The following is a 16757-nucleotide window of genomic DNA, read 5'->3' as shown; positions in this document are numbered from 1 at the left end:
AATGAAAGGTAAATTTTCTAACACCCCTAAACTGTAAGTTAATACTTTTAGAGCAATTATGACAACAAGTATTAGTAGAGGAGTTTGCAAAATATTTATTTATAGTTAAAATACCTATTTCATTGCTGGAACGGCGAAAGAAAGACTTGAGCGTAGAGAATACTACAAAATATAAAAAGAATCCTAAAGCTATTGCGATCGCTAAAAGTCCTCCCTGTTCAAGCCAAGGGAATGAGTATATAGCTGAAGAGTTTGATATTTGTAAAAGTGTCAACATAGTCTGAATTAATTTTGATAAAGGGACTTATTAATATTCTGGATTTCTCCACTTATGAGAAGACGGATCGAGATGGGGGATAGGGAGCCAAGCAATACACTATAGAAATATTTCCAGAGTATGGAGAGAAAATATTAGACATCTCCAAAAATAAAAAATAAAATCAATTCAAGATATGAAATCAACAATTTTATTCCCTATTCCCTATTCCCTGACTTCTGCAAGAAGTCTATTAGATAAACTTCGCTATCTTCAAGCTTATATGTGTCAATAAATAAGTTATGTTCATTAGTTTAAAAAGTTAATTTGGTTCAGGTAAAAATTGGCTTTCATCGCATTGGTTTAATTGAATATGTCAAGTTTTGTTTTAGCATTAAACATTTCTGGCTTTCTATGATTCATCCAATTTGAGTTCTTGACAAGTGAGAGATTGGTATTGTTGACGTTTGAATTCTTTGAAACCGGGAATCTGATTACAGATGCGTGTCCAATTAGGATTTTTGGACTTATCGAAACGATCAAGATTTGTTGGGGCAGAATGTTCTTCTTCTTGGTGATAGCAGTAAATGGAGGGCAAGTACAGGGGTTTACAGTCGGTTCGAGTGATGATGCGGTAAGCAAAATCAATATCTTCATATCCCCAATGCCCATCATATTCTTCATCAAACCCACCTGCTTCAATGGCGTTCTGGGTTTGAAAAATGGTATTACAACCATGAAAGAATGCCCAAGGATGAGGAGTCGTTGCCAATTTTTTGAGGTAAGGAAGTCTTCGATCTTCAACACGATTATAGTTAGAAGAACTTGCAATGGGAACTGCTTCTGTTAGTTTGTCCCATGTCAGTGGCTCAATATCACCACGACTGATAAAAATACGTTCTGCTGTTAATAAAACATTTTGATCTCGATTCGTTGTATTGATATAGGCACTTAGCTTTGTTAGATAGTGGGGAGGCAAGATAATGTCGGAGTCTAGAGTAATCATCCAAGGATATTGGCTGAGTTTCAAGCCAAGATTACGAGTACGACTTAGGGCGTAGGTAGTTTTTAACTTGGGCTGCTTAATTAAGTAGAGATTGAGCTTGTCTTTGTAGGCTTCATAAAGCTCATCAAGATTATCCCGACTAGAATTATTATCTACTAAGATAATCTCGAATGGAATAGATTTTTCCTGCCAAAATAAGGATTGCAGTGTATTATTGAGAGCAGCCTTACCATTGTAGCAAGGGATTACAAAACTAAACATAGATACAGACTATTGAGTAAATTGCATGAAAACATAATCAGGCTTAATATCTTGAGATGACAACTTTTTGTTCACTAAAGCTGTCTTGAACCCATAATCAAGCCCACCTTTGATATCAGTATAAAGCGTATCACCTACCATGACGATACCTGCCTTATCTACAAAGTTGACATGGGAATGAGCTAGGGCAAATATATCTGGAAAAGGCTTGCCGATGTAAATCACTGTTCCGCCCAGTTGTTGATACATTTGGGCAACCGAACCTGCGCAAAATCGCTTTTCTCCTAGGAGTGAAAGAGTATGTAAATCAGGATTGACACATAGCATCGTCACTTTTATTTCTAGAAAAACTTGAAAATCTTGAGGAGACTCAAAAGCAGAATCTGTTGCCGTTAGCAGTATAAATTCTGCCTCTTGAGGTTGGTTAACTCGCGAGTAGGGTAAACCCTGCAATAACTGCTCATGTTGAGCTTCACCCATGTAATAATAATGGGAACCAACAATTGTTTTATTAGCCGCTGTATCAGCAGAAAGCAGATATCGAGTTGTGTCTCCAGAAGTAACAATGGCTTGATAAAGTGTTTGGCTAATACCCAGAGATAAGAGTTGCTCAGACATAGATGCCCCAATTGTTGGTGTATTGCTGATCAAGACAACGGTTTTTCCCTGATTCTTGAGAAATGTCAACCACTCTATGGCATAGGGAAAGCATCGCTCACCATCTATTAGCACACCCCATAAATCAATAAAAAAAACATCGAATCGCTCGGCGAGTTCATGCCAGGAATCAATAAAACTATTAACTCTCATAATGCTTCAATATTGGACTAGAATTGATAGAAAGATTAGAAAAGAAATCTAGGGCAACTACAGCTTGTTCGACTAGCATTCCTAAACCATTGATTGATGATTTAGCCCCAGAAGCGATCGCCCATTTCTGAAATATTGTGTGTTCAGCAATTTTGTAAGCACACTCCAGATTAGCTCACCGGAGGCAATGAAGCTACGTTCCATTGCCGTTGCCTTGTTATCTACTTTGTCTTTAAAACGCGTCATCATGCCAGTACCAGTTTCGCTGATCCTCTTGGATTTTTCTAAGTGCGACCATTCTATTCTCTTGATCTTCAAATATTTCCCCATACAATTTCTTCGATAGGATGTTTGCCCATCTTTCTTGCTTAATTGAAGACAATATAAACCTTGTACCGACTTCCTTCCATGATTTTGTAAGCTTTTTCCCAACCACTCCCACTTCTTCGTAACACGGGTAATTCTTTAAGAAATCAACAACACGCTTCACTGATGGAAAGCATACATCATCAATGGCAAGAATACCCCCTACTCTTAGCAGTCGAGTTGTATAGAAGCAATCTAGCAGTGTATGGTCAAAAGTGTGCCATCCGTCTATAAAAATGAAATCAAATTGACCTTCATTTGTTTCTAATAGTTTGGGAAGCGCAAATTCTGATTTCTTTTCGATTAGGCTGTAGAAATCAATTCCTACCTCCTCCAATTTCTTGATTCCAACACCATCCCATTGGGTATTTTGGAAAGGATCTATAATAGTGTGTGAAGCGCCTGGTCGTTCACTTATGCCTGAGCAAATATATAGGGAAGAAAGTCCGTATGCACAGCCGACTTCTAAAGTTTTGCGGATCGTGGAATCACTATTAATGATAGAAAATAGAAACTCACCTTCTTCACGATCAACCGTGGAGTGTAGTTTATGAACTTTGCCACTACGCCCTACAACCGAGTCCGCTTCATAGATATTCTTAATAAATTCGTTCATGTTAAGCTTCTTCATTTTTCCAGCTAACCTATAATTCTAATTTGACAAGTGAGAGATTGGTATTGGTGTATTACTAATCAAGACAACGGTTTTTCCCTGACTCTTGAGAAATGTCAACCATTTACAGCATAGGGAAAGCATTGCTCGCCATCTATTAGCACACCCCATAAATCAATAAAAAAAACATCGAATCGATCGCCGAGTTCATGCCAGGAATCAGTTGGACTTTTGACGCTCATAATGTTTCAAGATTGGACTAGAATTGATAGAAAGATTAGAAAAGAAATCTAGGGCAACTACGGCTTGTTCGACTAGCATTCCCAAACCATTAATTGATGATTTCGCCCCAGAAGCGAATGCCCATTTCTGAAATATTGTGTGTTCAGCAATTTTGTAAGCACACTCCAGACAATGAGTTTCTGGGCCAATGATAGCCGGATTTAAGGGTAAGTGATGTCCCTGAATACTAGCTGACGTGGCATTGATAATAAAATCGAAAGGCTCTTGAGGAATATTTTTATAAGTGCAAGTGCTAATCAAATCAAAAGGAAAATCCCGTTTAATCTTTTGGAGACGTTCTTGACTTCGATTACAAATTAAGATACTTTTAGGACACTGATCGATAAGCTCCATCAACATTCCCCGCAACACGCCACCAGCACCTAAGACTAATAATTTCTTATTGCGAAAAGATAGTCTATTGTTACTTTTGACATCTCTGATAAAACCTTCTCCATCAGAATTATCACCGTAAAATACTCCCTGTTGATTGCGAATAATATTAACCGAACCTGCTTGACGGGCACGCTCTGTCAAAAAATCACACAATTCAAAAGCCTGAACTTTATAAGGCACGGTGATGCAAATGTGTGTACCTGATTGTGATTTTAGGTTTAACATCTTTGCTTTTAATTCTTTCGGCTCGACTTCAAACTGTCGAAGTTTTAGGTCTATTCCCTGTGAATGACAGCAGAGTTTGTAGACTTCTCCTAAACGACTATGAGAGAGAACACGTCCAAAATAGGCAAGTTTAAATTCTTGGATTGAGCTAACAGTACTTGGAGACTTTTGTGTGTATACTATGAGTTAAAAAATTTATATTGTACAGATGTTTTACTGGACTAGCAGTAATATAGAATCCGGATAATTGCTATAGCCTGCGTCATTGCGACTTACACTCCGTGGAAGGCAGCAATCTCGTGAAACCCCTGAGATTGCTTCCTGTCGTCGCAATGACGACTTTTCAACCGAATTCTATATAATAGACTTGTCGCTTTATAACTTCAAAAACCCCCAAAAACCTTGTTATATAAGGATTGTAGCTATTGGCACCTAAAAAGGCCTTGAAATTATTGCTCTGTCTAGGTTGGAGCGATTTTTTCCCTCTATTTAGCGACAACTCTAATAGGTAGCCTTGGGATGGGTTGTAAAGGTTTCGAGAATTTTTAAATAATTTCATCCTGAATCAAGATTTGTTTGTTTACACTTTGACTCAACTGAGCTAAGTAAATTCCAGTTAAAACAACTAAGAAAGCTATCCCATTCATAAGTGTTAATTCCTCGCCAAAAATAATCCACGCTAAAAAGCCTGTAAAAATGGGTTCGAGCAATATAAAAAGAGAAACAAATCCTGATGAAAACTGCTTCAAGCTATAAGCCATAATTCCTTGACCAATCACTTGACAGAAAACACCTAGCCCAATAGCGACTAACCATCCGTTCATTGAAGAAGGAAACAGTTGATTTTCAGTCAGCAAAGTTGCAGGAAAAACAACTAATAGTTCTATACTGCAAGCCCAGAGAAGCACTGTAGTTGTCGAAAATTTTTCTCGTAGTTTTTCAACAAGCATATAAGTCCCTGCATAAAACCAAGCAGAAAGTAAAGCAGCTATATCGCCTATCAAGTGATCTGTAGAAATCTGGAAATCTTGTATGCTAATTGAAATCGTTCCTCCCAATCCCAAAACTAAACCGCTCAAAAAGTAATAATCAAATTTTTTGCCTAAAAACAACCATCCAGTCAAAGCGACAAATAATGGCATTAAATTATGGAGTAAGTTAGAGTTGGTAACGCTAGATTCTGTTAAAGACCAAGCCCATAACAATACACAAGGTACACTAATCAGACCAGACATTACACTCAGAACTATATCTTTTTTCGTGTAGGTTTCGGGTTCAATGGAAACACCCTCAATGATTTGGGAGCGTGCTTTCGTGAACGTTTTCCAGACTACTAAAGCAATAATCGCAATCCAAAGACGATTAAAGATAGTGGCAAAAGGGCCGAGTTCGTTTTCGCTGAGTCGAATCAAAATTGAAGCTGAAGATAAAATCAAAATGGCAGTTGACAAGAGTATCAATCCTATCCAATTTGATTTGACCATTGTTTGTGTCTGCGACATGAAGTTCGTGTTTACTTCATTATCTTTTAAATTATTGAGTTGATTTATATCTATTTTTTCTTGATTATTTTCCTGATTTGAAAGCACTTTTGTCTTGAATTACTATAATTTTTTTGAGGACAGATTTTGCTCGAACTGTTGTGATATCAAATCCGCTAGCTTGTGTCGATAACCATCTCTCCGTGCTGGAGAGATGAGAGACAACATTTATAGCGCTACGCGCTAGGGAATAGGGAACAGAAGACTGTAAAAGGGTTTTCCTAGGTCATGCTGCGCAAACAGGATTTAAAAATGTCCTAACCTATTTGCGTACTGCTATACCTTTGGAAAATATAAAACTTATTGGATGTATCAACCCCTAGAGACTTAAACCCGACTTCTAGCCCAAGGAAACGCATAGATAAATGCCTGCACTCCGAGGGTGTATGCGTACTCTTCTTCCTAATCAAAATCCGATTTTCTATTTACAAAAGACATGGGTATAACCTCATAACAAAAGACGATCTATTGAAAAACATCACTAAAACCTTGTTAAAAGGGCCAATACAAATTCAAGCTATGTCCCAAACCACAATCAAAGTAGCCTTGGGATGAGCTTGTGTTATTGGGTAATTCAAGGACTTTAAGGTTAGTTTACTGGTAATCTATCTCTGTAGATATACGAAAATTATAACTTTCTGATATATACAAATTAAATAACTAAATCTGAATAAATATAAATTTTATTTATAATTGGTTTGATTATTTTTTTTGATGTGGTGGTGTAAAAGTAAGTTGATTTATGAATACAAACAATAGTAAAATTACCCAAACTAAAGATGCTCCTGGGATGACGAATCCGAAGATTATCTCCAAATCATTTACAGATTTGGATGGTTTCAAAGAGTTTTTTTATTATCAAGGGCTCGAGAGCGTACAACTCACTCCCGGTTCTCTTCTAGCTGAGTTTTCATCAATTCAAGTTGGTAACTTACATTTCATGTCCGCTCAAGCGAATCAAGGCGTTCAATTATCAGGTGAAAGTCCAAAAGGATACATCTCTTTCGCGATAATTTGGTCTGAGAATGAAAAAGAATATTACTCCTTTCGTTGCCCTATTAAACCTCAAAGAACTATTTTTGGGTTCAATGGTCATAGAGAAATAGACTCAGTATTTCCTCACGGTGCAACGGTGATAGAGCTTATACTGCCCGTTGAAACTTTTAATGCTTATGCAGATCGACTACAACGCCACGATCTAGACGATAATTTCCGGAGTAAACGTCATGTGAATTTGTTACCAACTGGAATACAAGAAATTAAAGATTACTTAAAACAACTGATTTGGTTATCAGTACACCAACCAACTTGGTTTCAAAACCCTCATATTGAAAAACTGGTTGCCGATGATTTCGTTCCTTTGTTGATTAGTCAGATTCCCATTAAGTTAAATTCCAAGTCTTTCCTCAAAGCTTCCCGAAGAGAAAAGTTGATTGCCCAAGCTGAAAAAGAAATGTTAACAGACTTAGAAAAACCTCTGACTTTAAAACAACTAGCTCAAAATTTAGGTTCTAGCAGTTGTGCGTTATCTTTTGGTTTTAAAGATTTATTTGGCGTGAGTCCGATGCGTTATCTCAAGGTGCGACGACTTAATGCAGTGCGACAACTCCTGAAAGCAAGGGAACCCGAAAATTGTACTATAAGCATTCTCGCCAGTAAATTTGGGTTTTACAGTCCATGTCATTTTACTCAAGATTACAAAGCCATGTTTGGGGAGTTGCCTTCAGAGACGTTGGCAAAACACTACTACAAAAGTTAGCTTGCATTACTGAAAGTCAAAACTTTTAGCGTTGGTAAATGAATGGATGAATTAAGCAGGAATAGGCAGTCCTCCTCGACAGTTAGGTATGTTACAGTAGCATGAGAGGTATGTTAGTGCAAACATAATTCTGTAGCGTTAGTCAATGGAAAGATGAATTGAACGTCCCAAGAGCTACGGATCGGGTAATACCAAATCCGGTTAAATAACCTCACAATAATCAATAGCTTAAAATTCTGATTATGACATTATTGGATCTATATGCAATTAGGCGGATTTGATATAACATCTTGAACGCCAGATTTTTTCACACATAAAAAAACAACCCTAGAAAACTAAGCAAAAAATCATGGCCTATTTTGCTATGGATAAAGAATTTCGGTGGTGGTACATTTTCATTAATTGATAATTGATAATTACCTCTTCACTTTAAAGATGTCACAAATAGTTTCAAACTTTAAATGTTAAATAATTTCCTATACTGTAGGATTAAAGTTTTGAGCTGATAAAATCTTACTTTTGACTTTTGACTTTTGAATTTTGACTTAATAACTATGTTACCAACTGACTTACTTTCTCATCGGCAAACAGGAGAAACAATTATTCCTCAAAAACTCAAAATTGATGCTAAAAATTTAGCCATTGCCACAGAGATGATTAACTCTTTTGAAGAAACAGTAGGCAAAACTCAAGGAGAACTCGATAAACGTTTACAAGAAATTGAAGGAGATGACCCCAACTATCGCTTCAAAAGAGGATTAGCACATATGTTGAGAGGCAGTTTTTCTACTTTTGAAATTATCAGTCCTCTGGAACCAATAGAATTAAGAAAACGTGTTTTTACTACAGCAGCAGAAGTTGTTCCTAGTATCCAATCAACAGAATTAACTCTAGAAAAATTAGCCGCACAAATTAGTCAAGAATTAAACCGAGAAGTTGTGCCTGATGAAATTAAAAAAGGTCTCTATGCTGACTTACAAGAAAATAGAATTTTGACTCAATTTGATGCTCCCACATCAGAGGCATTATTACATAGATATAATCTGTCTCAAGTACAAGGTATTTTTTACAAAGCTAGTCATATTGAATTGAATGCTCATCGCAACGACCCAGGAGAATACAAACTCTTATTTAGGTATGTAAAACTCTTTCAATTAATGACTTATATAGAAGGAGATGCTGACCATGGTTTTACTCTTACAATTGATGGTCCTTATAGTTTATTTAAACCTAGTACTCGTTACGGTTTAGCACTAGCAAAAATGTTGCCCGCATTACTACACGTTACAAAATGGAGTTTACACGCAACCTTACAAAATCGCGATACCTATAGTGGAGCTTGGAAAAAAGGTCGATTTAGCCTTAACTCTGATTGCGATCTAGTTAGTCATTATCCACCAGGAAAACCCTACGATAGTATGTTAGAAGCATCATTTGCAGAACGTTGGGCTAAGTTAAAAACCGAGTGGAAGTTAGAAAGAGAAGTTGATTTAATTCCAATTCCTGGTAGTGTAATGATTCCTGACTTTAGACTGGTACATCCCAGTGGGCAATCATATTTATTAGAAATAGTTGGATATTGGCGACCGGAATATTTAAAAAAGAAATTTTATCAGGTGCAGAGTGCTGAGTGCGATAATTTAATATTGGCAGTTTCTGAACGACTAAATTTGGAAAAAGCTGGTGTAAAAGTGAAAGATGTGCCAGTACCTATTGTCTGGTTTAAGGATAAGTTATTACCTAAATCAGTCTTAGAAGTTTTGGAATCTATTTAATGTTCGGTAATGGGTAATTGATAATAGTTCAAAAAACATTGATTGTCGGTGGAAAAATTGACTTATTGAACTTGAAGAAGGAAACAGGAGACAGGAGACAGGAGACAGGAGGAAAATAGTCAATCTATTTCTCAATCTAGAAAAACCTTAACCGATGCAAAATTTTGTGCCACCTTTGAGAATGGTAATGTTGTTTTTCGAGGAGAAGGAAATAATAATCAGCAAGTAATTTACCTTTATATTAATGGTTATCTAAAAACTATAGCTAACCACAATACTGCCATGCCAGAAGGTACAGGAAAATTTACTCAGTTTGGAATTTGCCCTGCATTTGATCAAGATAACGTAGTATTTATTGCTGAAGGGAGTGAAGATCAACAGGGAATATATATTTCTATAGATGGTTTTCTCTCAAAAGTGACAAATAGAAAAACTAGCATTCCTAAGGGTTTTGAACAACGGCGTTAAGCAAATTAATGCCTCTAGAGAAAACTTTTATTCAAAGACTATCCGCTATATCTTTACTCTTAATCTCCATTGCTTTCTCAATTAATGAGTTAATTCTATATATAGAATCTATCTTGTCTGTTCCTAAAATCTTTGTTTTATTTATAGAACCCATTTGATATCTTTGTGCGCGGTATGTGCTTTTGGTATAGGAGTCAGAACTCAGAACTCAGAAGTCACGAAATTCAGAAATAGAATAGGGGAAAAAGGTAGAAAAATGCTCCCTACTCCCTATCTTTTATATAAATAGATAGCAAATAGGTTCTATATATCAGGCGATCGCCCTTGATTTACTAGTCATTTCATATTCCAGTCAGGTCAAAAAAAAAATCAAAAATCAATACACACTGCCAACATTTTGATTTACAAAAATTTGTTTATATACTATAATAATAGTTTTGGCAGATAAATATTCTCTACTCAAGGCCGATATGACAACGCAAAGTCGTAAAGGGCCTTCCAAGCGGAGGAGTATGAAAAAGTGTGCTAACAGTATAATTGCTTATTTAATTTTCTTACCCACAAGAAATTCCTACCTAAGTGTATGGATTTACCGATTGGGATCAATAAAATCAATAGTTATTCTGTGACCACTAGAGAGTAATAGAAATAAAAAGCTGAAAGAAAATGGTATTCCTCGAAATTATAGGAGTAATCTTCAAAAGATAACTCTGTTAATAGGGGGAATTAAAATTATCATCTTCTACTTCCTATACAAGTAGAATACTGCTAAATATTTATAGTTAATCCTGAAGGATATATCCTTCAGAAAAGCTAACTAATATAAATTCAATCAAAGTTTATTCACTATACAAAACAGGAGGTAACGTCATGAAAATCAAAACTCAACTACATACCGAAGCTGTAAAAATAGCTTTGCTTTCCCTATCAGAGATGGAACTATATAATACTATTCATAATTGGCTTGAACGAATATCTCAAAAAGATTGGGAAGCAGAATTATTAGATGAAATGCAGTTTGCTTTAGGTTATGAATTAGAGTCAGGAGAAACTCTACAATCTTATAGAAGTTGGGATGAATTGATGTATTGTGAACCTGACTGTGAAGATGTCTACTTAATCGCGCCATCACCTTTGAAATTACACAGATATATAGAGCAGATGGACTCACATTCTTTTTATCACAATATAATTTATATTGCTGGAAAAGCTTATAGTGAAGGAGAAATGGGTTATCCACCAAATGCCTTTTGTGATGGGTATCAATTTATGGAAAACTTAGTTGCTAGTCTCAGAAAAAATCAACCTTGCCAAGAAAAAAATTATCCTTCAGAAATTTTCAGAATTGTGAATCAAACTCCAAATAATGAACAGTTTTTTCAAGTATCAGAACATTGGCGGACTTACAATGGAGATCAAGTAACTGATTTTGTGCTTTTGACCTCTAATTAGTAATTGCAGGAAGAAACAGGCAAGTACATAAATAAGTTTGTTTATGGTATTTATGATGGGTTATCTGATGTGATAATCCATATTCTTATTAAGAATCTTTCGTCTTTTTTACTAAAAAAAACAGAATTTGGGATGTACTTTCTCAAGCCTATTCATAAATACTAAAAAGCTGACTACTGATGCACTTCAATGCTAACTTGCTATATCTATAGCAATCCTATTTCAGTTATGAAAAAAAATCTTTGAATTTAGGAAACAGGGAATAGGGGTAAAAGTTTCAGGGTTTTTATATATCCTGAGATTTTTTACAAATGATTTATGATTGCTATACATCAAATTTAACAATTAATAATTAATAATTAACAATTACCTCTCTCTGAAAACCAATAGGATTGACTAAAAGGAGAAATTTTTTTTCTTTAAAAGAGAGGCTTTATACCAAGCGTGAAAAAAGAATGTTACCAATAATAAGCACCAGCCAAAAGACTTGAGCTAGGATATCTATTTGATGAAAAATATAAATTTTCTGGTAATCAACAAGATTCAAGCTATTTCTACTAACTACTGACTACTGATTATTGACTACTTACTACTAGCAAAAGTCGTTCGTATTTGTAGCAAACATTTATCGTTCTTGGTATTATACCATTTTGAAAAAAGAATGTTACGAATAGTAAGAGGGATAAAAATAATTTTCAGGAGACATCCCTTTGACAAAAAAGATGATTTCCAACCTAAAAAGTGGTATTGAAGCCATTCCCATACGACTCCTGACTCCTGACTCCCCCTCCTGGGAGGGGGAGGGGTTAGGGGTGGGTTGACTCCTAAAAAATCCCCTAGTTATTTGTAGCAAACATTTATCGTTCTTGGTATTAAACCTTGATTATTCGGTAATACAGAGAGAGATTGCTAAATCACTTCTAATTTTTTTGATGATCATTACCAAATATTAGTATCCTCTTGATAATTGCCATGACAACGTTACTAATGCCTGATCATGAAAATCCTCAATTTCAGACTTATATTACGTCAATTCATACCCAGTATCTGACTAATAGACATCTCCAAAAATCAAAAATAAAATCAATTTTTATCCCTATTTCCTATTCCCTATTCCCTCTTTGGAAATATCTATTTTTCGGCGTTGCACAGTGACGAATGATTTTATATTTTTGATGAACAGGATTTTGGATTTTATAATTGCTAAAATGACTAATTAATAGTTTTTTTTAGTTAAAGTCTAAACTGATTTTTGGTAATATCATTCCATAATGTGCAACCCCTATTTTTCACTTGTGGCTGATTTACTTTGTTAACATTAGGACTTACACAAAAGACGAAATTATACACGATTTATAGGGGTTAATAGCCGTTAACCTCTACCATAAGTGGTAGTTATGCGTAAGTCATGAACATTATTGAAGTCAGAGTTTATTGCCATTTATAACGAGTATTTTTTGCAGTTTAAATGATAGGATAAACACTATAAACCATACCTTCTAGAAATATAAAAAATTGAGCAAAATCACCAATGGCATTAACTATCAACGAACTATTTGATGAACAATTCTATTTAGAAACCTACCCAGGAGTGGCTGAAGCAGTCGCCAATGGCACAGTCAGTAATGGCTTTTTCCATTTTATTAGGTTTGGTCAATTTGAAAGTCGCGACCCCAACGCTATTTTCAATACTAATTTCTATCTCGCTAATAACCCTGGAGTTGCTGCTGCTGTAGAACAAAATCTTTTGACACCTACAGAACACTTCATCAATTTTGGTCAATTTGAACAACGTAACCCCAGTACTTTATTAGACACCAGTTTTTATCTAGACCGTTACTCAGATGTTGCTGAAGCATTAGTAACTACCTCACTGACAGCAACAGAACACTTTCTCAATGCTGGTCAATTTGAAGGACGGTTGCCACGTTCGTTATTCAGCGATATCTATGTGTTTGGCGATAGTTTGTCTGATACAGGTAATGCTTTTGTTGCTACTGGCGGTCTGTTACCACCCAGTCCTCCCTATTTTCAAGGTCGCACTAGCAACGGCCCTCTATGGATAGAAACTCTTGCACCACAATTAGAGTTAACATCTAACTCTAGTCTCAATTTTGCAGTAAATGGAGCCACCACAGGATTTGTGAATAATACCAATAATCTATTGCCAGAGGGTACTCCCCCACTGTTAATTGGACTGCAGACACAAATTGACAATTTTATTGCAGAGACTCCAGAAACTGATCCTGATGCTTTGTATGTAGTGTGGGCAGGTGCAAATGATTATTTGGGAGGTAGCACCCAAGGTGTACAGTCAAGTGTGGGTAATTTGTCAGTGGCAGTAAATAAGCTAGCAAGCATTGGAGCCAGAAATTTTCTGTTGCCAAACTTGCCCGATCTAGGTTTGACTCCATTCGGACAGAGTTTACCACCAGAACAACAACAGGGATTAAGCTTATTAAGTGAAGGTCACAATAGTGGGTTAGCAGCAGCTTCCCAAATATTAGAGCAAGACCCGAATATTAATATTATTAGCCCTGATTTTAAGACTATCGTTGACAATATTATTGCTAACCCTACTGATTTTGGCTTTACGAATGTCACGGATAATTTCTTAGCTTCTGGAGCAATTAACCCCGATGATTTTTTATTCTTTGATAACATACATCCTACTACCAATGGCCATAATTTTTTGGCAGATACAGCAATAAAATCTATTACAGAGATTTCAGAATTGGTTAGTATTTTGGAGGCTTCTGAAGGCTAATATCAAATCCGGTAGCATTGCTGTAATTAGCAGGAGTCAGGAGTCATATCATGTCCGGTAGCATCGGTATTGTATAGCAAAGGTAAGGAAGAAGGAAGAAGGAAGAGGGAAAAAGTTATAATCAAGCTCGTAGTTGGGCTTTAGTCCTAATATAAAATGAACTAGAGCAGCTATTTTTAAGCATATCCGATCGACATCTACCTTTTTGTAGCATTCTTTTTTCAAATTGGTATTAGCATTAATTAGGGTTTGCGCTCAAAAGTGTTTTAGTAGGGGGAGAAGACAGGAGTTCAGGAGAAATGGGAATCATAGAGGAGGTAGTCGGAAAAATTGTAAGAGTGATTTTTCTGGCATAATCGTCCCAAAATACTAGCTTTTTGAGCTTTTTCCGCTGAAAAACTGGCACTTTTTTTGACCAAAAAATGCTAAAACCAATATCAGTCAATGCTTTGAGATTTAATCAGCAAGCCCTAATTATTCTTATTTTTACTACTCCCCCACTCCCCACTCCCCTACTCCCTCACTCTCCTACTCCCTCACTCCCGACTCCCCCCATCTATGCCACTTGCGAAAATTAGAACCATCACTAACTGCTAAACCTATTTGATGCTGACTTGATAACTCATCGTGACCTCCTTCATTAGCACCGATATAGTACATCCGAAAACTACCATCTACCATCGGTACAACACAAGGAGTACCGATCGCCTATGCATCTCAACGACCAGAACCTTTAGGAGCATGACTAAAAATAGACCCACCAGTTTCTGAACCTGGTTGTTTTTCCCAGTCAATGCCATCAGAAGAAATAGCCAAACCAATAGAATGATATCCACTCTGGTTAACACCTTCGTAAAACATCAAATACTGACCATCTATTTTCATTTCAGGACGTGACGAGTAGCAATACCACGTTCATCAAAGCTTCCCGGTTCTCCTGGTCCTAAAATTTGACCGACTTTCTCCCACTGAAAACCATCTTGGGAAACCGCTAAACCTACTAAAAATAGTCTTTCTGGGTTTAGGGTGTGGTAGTACATTTTCCAGGACGAGCTATCTCGAAGGACTTGTGGCCAAGCACAAAATAAAGCATCAAATTCTCCTGGTTGACCAGGACTCAGGAATGCACCTCGGTGAGGACCTTCCAATCTCACCCAATTAATGCCATCGCGAGAAACTGCACAACCAGGAAGCATCTGAATACCTTTAGCTTGAAACTTTCCTACTTCTAGAACTTGGCGATCGCCACCCAAATACCACATCCAGTAAAGACCGTCACTAAAGTAGACATCACTCACGCCAACATGAGCAGAATCAAATCTATTTTCGTCTGGGTGAGGTTCAAATATAGCTCCCATTGTTAGGAGACCTTTTACTCTTTCCCATTTGACGCCATCAGAGGAAATAGCCAGACCACAACGACCTGTTGGTAAATTGATTTGGCGGTCAAAACTGGCATCGCTCCCATAATACCACATTTTCCAGGTGCCATCTGGACTATGAATTACGCGTGGTGAGGAGATGCGTTCGGAGTCCCACCAACCTTCAGCGCCAGGTGTAAGTACGAGACCGGGTTGATTAATACGAGACCGGGTTGATTAATTTGTGTTGATTTCATTTCAGACATTATTTGCGTTCCAATGATTTAATTAAGGGATGACCATTATTAAGTAGTTCCTTCAGTTTATCAAATGCTGCTGCCTGTTGACGAACGTGGGCATCAATAAATAAACCTATTGTTTCTGCCATGAGAGAACGAATTTCATCTTCTGGTTGAGTTGCAGGAAAGTCGAGAAAAGATGTACCTGTTGTAGGATCAAATGGATAAGCAAAAGAAAAGTGATTAGCTCCCTGAACTAACATCAAATAGCTATCATTTCTTCCTCCTGAAATTGCTTCCTCAAATGTCCGCGATACTGGTGTTGTAGCTTCTTCCCAAATAGTATCATAAAGGTTACTACTATTAGCAATAACTCCATCGCAAGTACCACCTATTAACAACAGCGGCAGTAAGTCTGGCAGGGGTAAAATTGTTGCTGCTTCATATCCTAACATTGTACCTGCTGCTGTATGTACTCCATAACCAAAAGCAGCTACCACTTGCGGAAAAAAGTTAGGACTAGCACTTTCTATTGCCACCCTGCCACCAGCAGAATGTCCACCCAAAATAATTTTTTTTAGGTCAAGCATACCAGCTAGGATGCCGTCTGAATTTATCCGGTCTAACTCTTTGAGGATTGCTGGTAAAGCTGAAGCAGTGGGAGCAGTACCATAAGTATCAGGAGCTAACATTGCAATATCAATCCCTGGTGTCAGGCTAATTATACCAGGAAAGTTTTCTGCAACCCAGGCAAATGTTACTACTACCATTCCTCGTTCAGACAACTTAATAGCTAGCCATTTGTAAAGTTCGGGGTTGGTGTTAAAGCCATTGAATAAAATCACTACTGGAAAAGGAGCTTGTTGGCGATCTGCAGGTACAATACCCTGATTTTGTTGTTGCTCACTACCTGACATTTTGCCTGGGTAGAACACTTTTAGATTAATAGTATCGTATGGTGGTTGAGCGTTCTCAACTTTGGTTGCTCGGTAAAAAGCTCGAATGTTTATCTGAACTTCGCTCCTAGAAGAATCAGATAATGACTCAACCGATCTAGTGCAGGATGGCAGAAATAAGTGACCAGTAGGAGCAATGCCCTCTTCCTGAGATAGAATACTCAGAGGTGCGATCGCATCGGAGAGGCCAGCCCCAAAAAGTGACCACTAAAAAAAAGTGATTT

16 protein-coding genes are annotated in these 16757 nt (G+C 36.9%); 5 read left to right on the top strand and 11 right to left on the bottom strand.

The genetic code is table 11. The features are described 5' to 3' along the window. Positions 1–668 precede the first annotated feature (668 nt). The 6 genes from F6K06_RS31520 to F6K06_RS31495 all read right to left on the bottom strand — a co-directional run bounded on the left by F6K06_RS31520 (position 669) and on the right by F6K06_RS31495 (position 5804). Positions 669–1523 carry a glycosyltransferase family 2 protein gene (locus F6K06_RS31520; RefSeq protein WP_124144390.1) on the bottom strand — a complete coding sequence of 285 codons (855 nt, stop codon included), beginning with the start codon at positions 1521–1523 and terminating at the stop codon, positions 669–671. A 9-nt stretch (positions 1524–1532) separates the two neighbouring features. Further along, the gene (locus F6K06_RS31515; protein WP_124155259.1) at positions 1533–2333 is read right to left on the bottom strand and encodes a TIGR01459 family HAD-type hydrolase; all 801 of its coding nucleotides are present in this window, start codon (positions 2331–2333) and stop codon (positions 1533–1535) included. A gap of 232 nt (positions 2334–2565) precedes the next feature. After that, positions 2566–3330, bottom strand: coding sequence for a class I SAM-dependent methyltransferase (locus F6K06_RS31510; protein ID WP_124155258.1), 765 nt, complete (start codon positions 3328–3330; stop codon positions 2566–2568). A gap of 98 nt (positions 3331–3428) precedes the next feature. After that, complete coding sequence (locus F6K06_RS31505) at positions 3429–3554, bottom strand: hypothetical protein (RefSeq protein ID WP_275670332.1); 126 nt, start codon at positions 3552–3554, stop codon at positions 3429–3431. Next, entirely contained in the window at positions 3532–4359 is an 828-nt protein-coding gene (locus tag F6K06_RS31500) for a shikimate dehydrogenase (RefSeq protein WP_240038889.1), read from the bottom strand. Before F6K06_RS31500 ends, F6K06_RS31505 begins: the two co-directional genes overlap by 23 nt. A gap of 401 nt (positions 4360–4760) precedes the next feature. Further along, a complete protein-coding gene (locus F6K06_RS31495; protein ID WP_240041638.1) occupies positions 4761–5804 on the bottom strand; it encodes a DMT family transporter in 1044 nt (347 codons plus the stop codon). 694 nt (positions 5805–6498) lie between these two features. Between F6K06_RS31495 and F6K06_RS31490 the strand changes: the two genes are divergently transcribed. From F6K06_RS31490 to F6K06_RS31475, 4 genes are all read left to right on the top strand, one after another. After that, positions 6499–7515: an AraC family transcriptional regulator gene (locus F6K06_RS31490; protein WP_240038887.1), complete on the top strand. Its 1017-nt coding sequence runs from the start codon at positions 6499–6501 to the stop codon at positions 7513–7515. Positions 7516–8069: 554 nt separating this feature from the next. Then, positions 8070–9290, top strand: coding sequence for a DUF790 family protein (locus F6K06_RS31485; RefSeq protein WP_124144386.1), 1221 nt, complete (start codon positions 8070–8072; stop codon positions 9288–9290). A gap of 282 nt (positions 9291–9572) precedes the next feature. Next, on the top strand, positions 9573–9758 hold the full coding sequence (locus F6K06_RS31480) for a hypothetical protein (RefSeq protein ID WP_124144385.1): 186 nt from the start codon (positions 9573–9575) through the stop codon (positions 9756–9758). A gap of 870 nt (positions 9759–10628) precedes the next feature. After that, entirely contained in the window at positions 10629–11210 is a 582-nt protein-coding gene (locus F6K06_RS31475) for a hypothetical protein (RefSeq protein WP_124144384.1), read from the top strand. A 664-nt stretch (positions 11211–11874) separates the two neighbouring features. Here F6K06_RS31475 and F6K06_RS31470 read toward each other — a convergent pair. Continuing rightward, positions 11875–12063 carry a hypothetical protein gene (locus tag F6K06_RS31470; protein WP_124144383.1) on the bottom strand — a complete coding sequence of 63 codons (189 nt, stop codon included), beginning with the start codon at positions 12061–12063 and terminating at the stop codon, positions 11875–11877. A 678-nt stretch (positions 12064–12741) separates the two neighbouring features. On the opposite strand from F6K06_RS31470, the gene F6K06_RS31465 reads away from it, so the two are divergent. After that, on the top strand, positions 12742–13977 hold the full coding sequence (locus tag F6K06_RS31465) for an SGNH/GDSL hydrolase family protein (protein ID WP_124155257.1): 1236 nt from the start codon (positions 12742–12744) through the stop codon (positions 13975–13977). A 528-nt stretch (positions 13978–14505) separates the two neighbouring features. Here F6K06_RS31465 and F6K06_RS31460 read toward each other — a convergent pair. The 4 genes from F6K06_RS31460 to F6K06_RS31445 form a co-directional block, all read right to left on the bottom strand. Further along, positions 14506–14658 carry a hypothetical protein gene (locus tag F6K06_RS31460; protein ID WP_205127329.1) on the bottom strand — a complete coding sequence of 51 codons (153 nt, stop codon included), beginning with the start codon at positions 14656–14658 and terminating at the stop codon, positions 14506–14508. Positions 14659–14694: 36 nt separating this feature from the next. Next, positions 14695–14862: a hypothetical protein gene (locus F6K06_RS31455; protein ID WP_205127328.1), complete on the bottom strand. Its 168-nt coding sequence runs from the start codon at positions 14860–14862 to the stop codon at positions 14695–14697. Continuing rightward, a complete protein-coding gene (locus tag F6K06_RS31450) occupies positions 14859–15455 on the bottom strand; it encodes a hypothetical protein (RefSeq protein ID WP_205127327.1) in 597 nt (198 codons plus the stop codon). Before F6K06_RS31450 ends, F6K06_RS31455 begins: the two co-directional genes overlap by 4 nt. A 148-nt stretch (positions 15456–15603) precedes the next feature. Beyond that, complete coding sequence (locus F6K06_RS31445; RefSeq protein WP_287288340.1) at positions 15604–16512, bottom strand: dienelactone hydrolase; 909 nt, start codon at positions 16510–16512, stop codon at positions 15604–15606. Between the last annotated feature and the right edge of the window lie 245 nt (positions 16513–16757).

Origin of the sequence: Okeania sp. SIO1H4 (assembly GCF_010672695.1) — a bacterium.
Classification (GTDB): domain Bacteria; phylum Cyanobacteriota; class Cyanobacteriia; order Cyanobacteriales; family Microcoleaceae; genus Okeania; species Okeania hirsuta.
Note: the sequence above shows the minus strand (reverse complement) of the source record. Positions and strands in the feature narration are given on the sequence as shown.

Bases quoted from the DNA above. Each gene is read 5' to 3' on its own strand.
- F6K06_RS31520 (WP_124144390.1), bottom strand. From the start codon at position 1,523: ATGTTTAGTTTTGTAATCCCTTGCTACAATGGTAAGGCTGCTCTCAAT.
- F6K06_RS31515 (WP_124155259.1), bottom strand. From the start codon at position 2,333: ATGAGAGTTAATAGTTTTATTGATTCCTGGCATGAACTCGCCGAGCGA.
- F6K06_RS31510 (WP_124155258.1), bottom strand. From the start codon at position 3,330: ATGAAGAAGCTTAACATGAACGAATTTATTAAGAATATCTATGAAGCG.
- F6K06_RS31505 (WP_275670332.1), bottom strand. From the start codon at position 3,554: ATGAGCGTCAAAAGTCCAACTGATTCCTGGCATGAACTCGGCGATCGA.
- F6K06_RS31490 (WP_240038887.1), top strand. From the start codon at position 6,499: ATGAATACAAACAATAGTAAAATTACCCAAACTAAAGATGCTCCTGGG.
- F6K06_RS31485 (WP_124144386.1), top strand. From the start codon at position 8,070: ATGTTACCAACTGACTTACTTTCTCATCGGCAAACAGGAGAAACAATT.
- F6K06_RS31480 (WP_124144385.1), top strand. From the start codon at position 9,573: ATGCCAGAAGGTACAGGAAAATTTACTCAGTTTGGAATTTGCCCTGCA.
- F6K06_RS31475 (WP_124144384.1), top strand. From the start codon at position 10,629: ATGAAAATCAAAACTCAACTACATACCGAAGCTGTAAAAATAGCTTTG.
- F6K06_RS31465 (WP_124155257.1), top strand. From the start codon at position 12,742: ATGGCATTAACTATCAACGAACTATTTGATGAACAATTCTATTTAGAA.
- F6K06_RS31460 (WP_205127329.1), bottom strand. From the start codon at position 14,658: ATGGTAGATGGTAGTTTTCGGATGTACTATATCGGTGCTAATGAAGGA.
- F6K06_RS31455 (WP_205127328.1), bottom strand. From the start codon at position 14,862: ATGAAAATAGATGGTCAGTATTTGATGTTTTACGAAGGTGTTAACCAG.
- F6K06_RS31450 (WP_205127327.1), bottom strand. From the start codon at position 15,455: ATGTGGTATTATGGGAGCGATGCCAGTTTTGACCGCCAAATCAATTTA.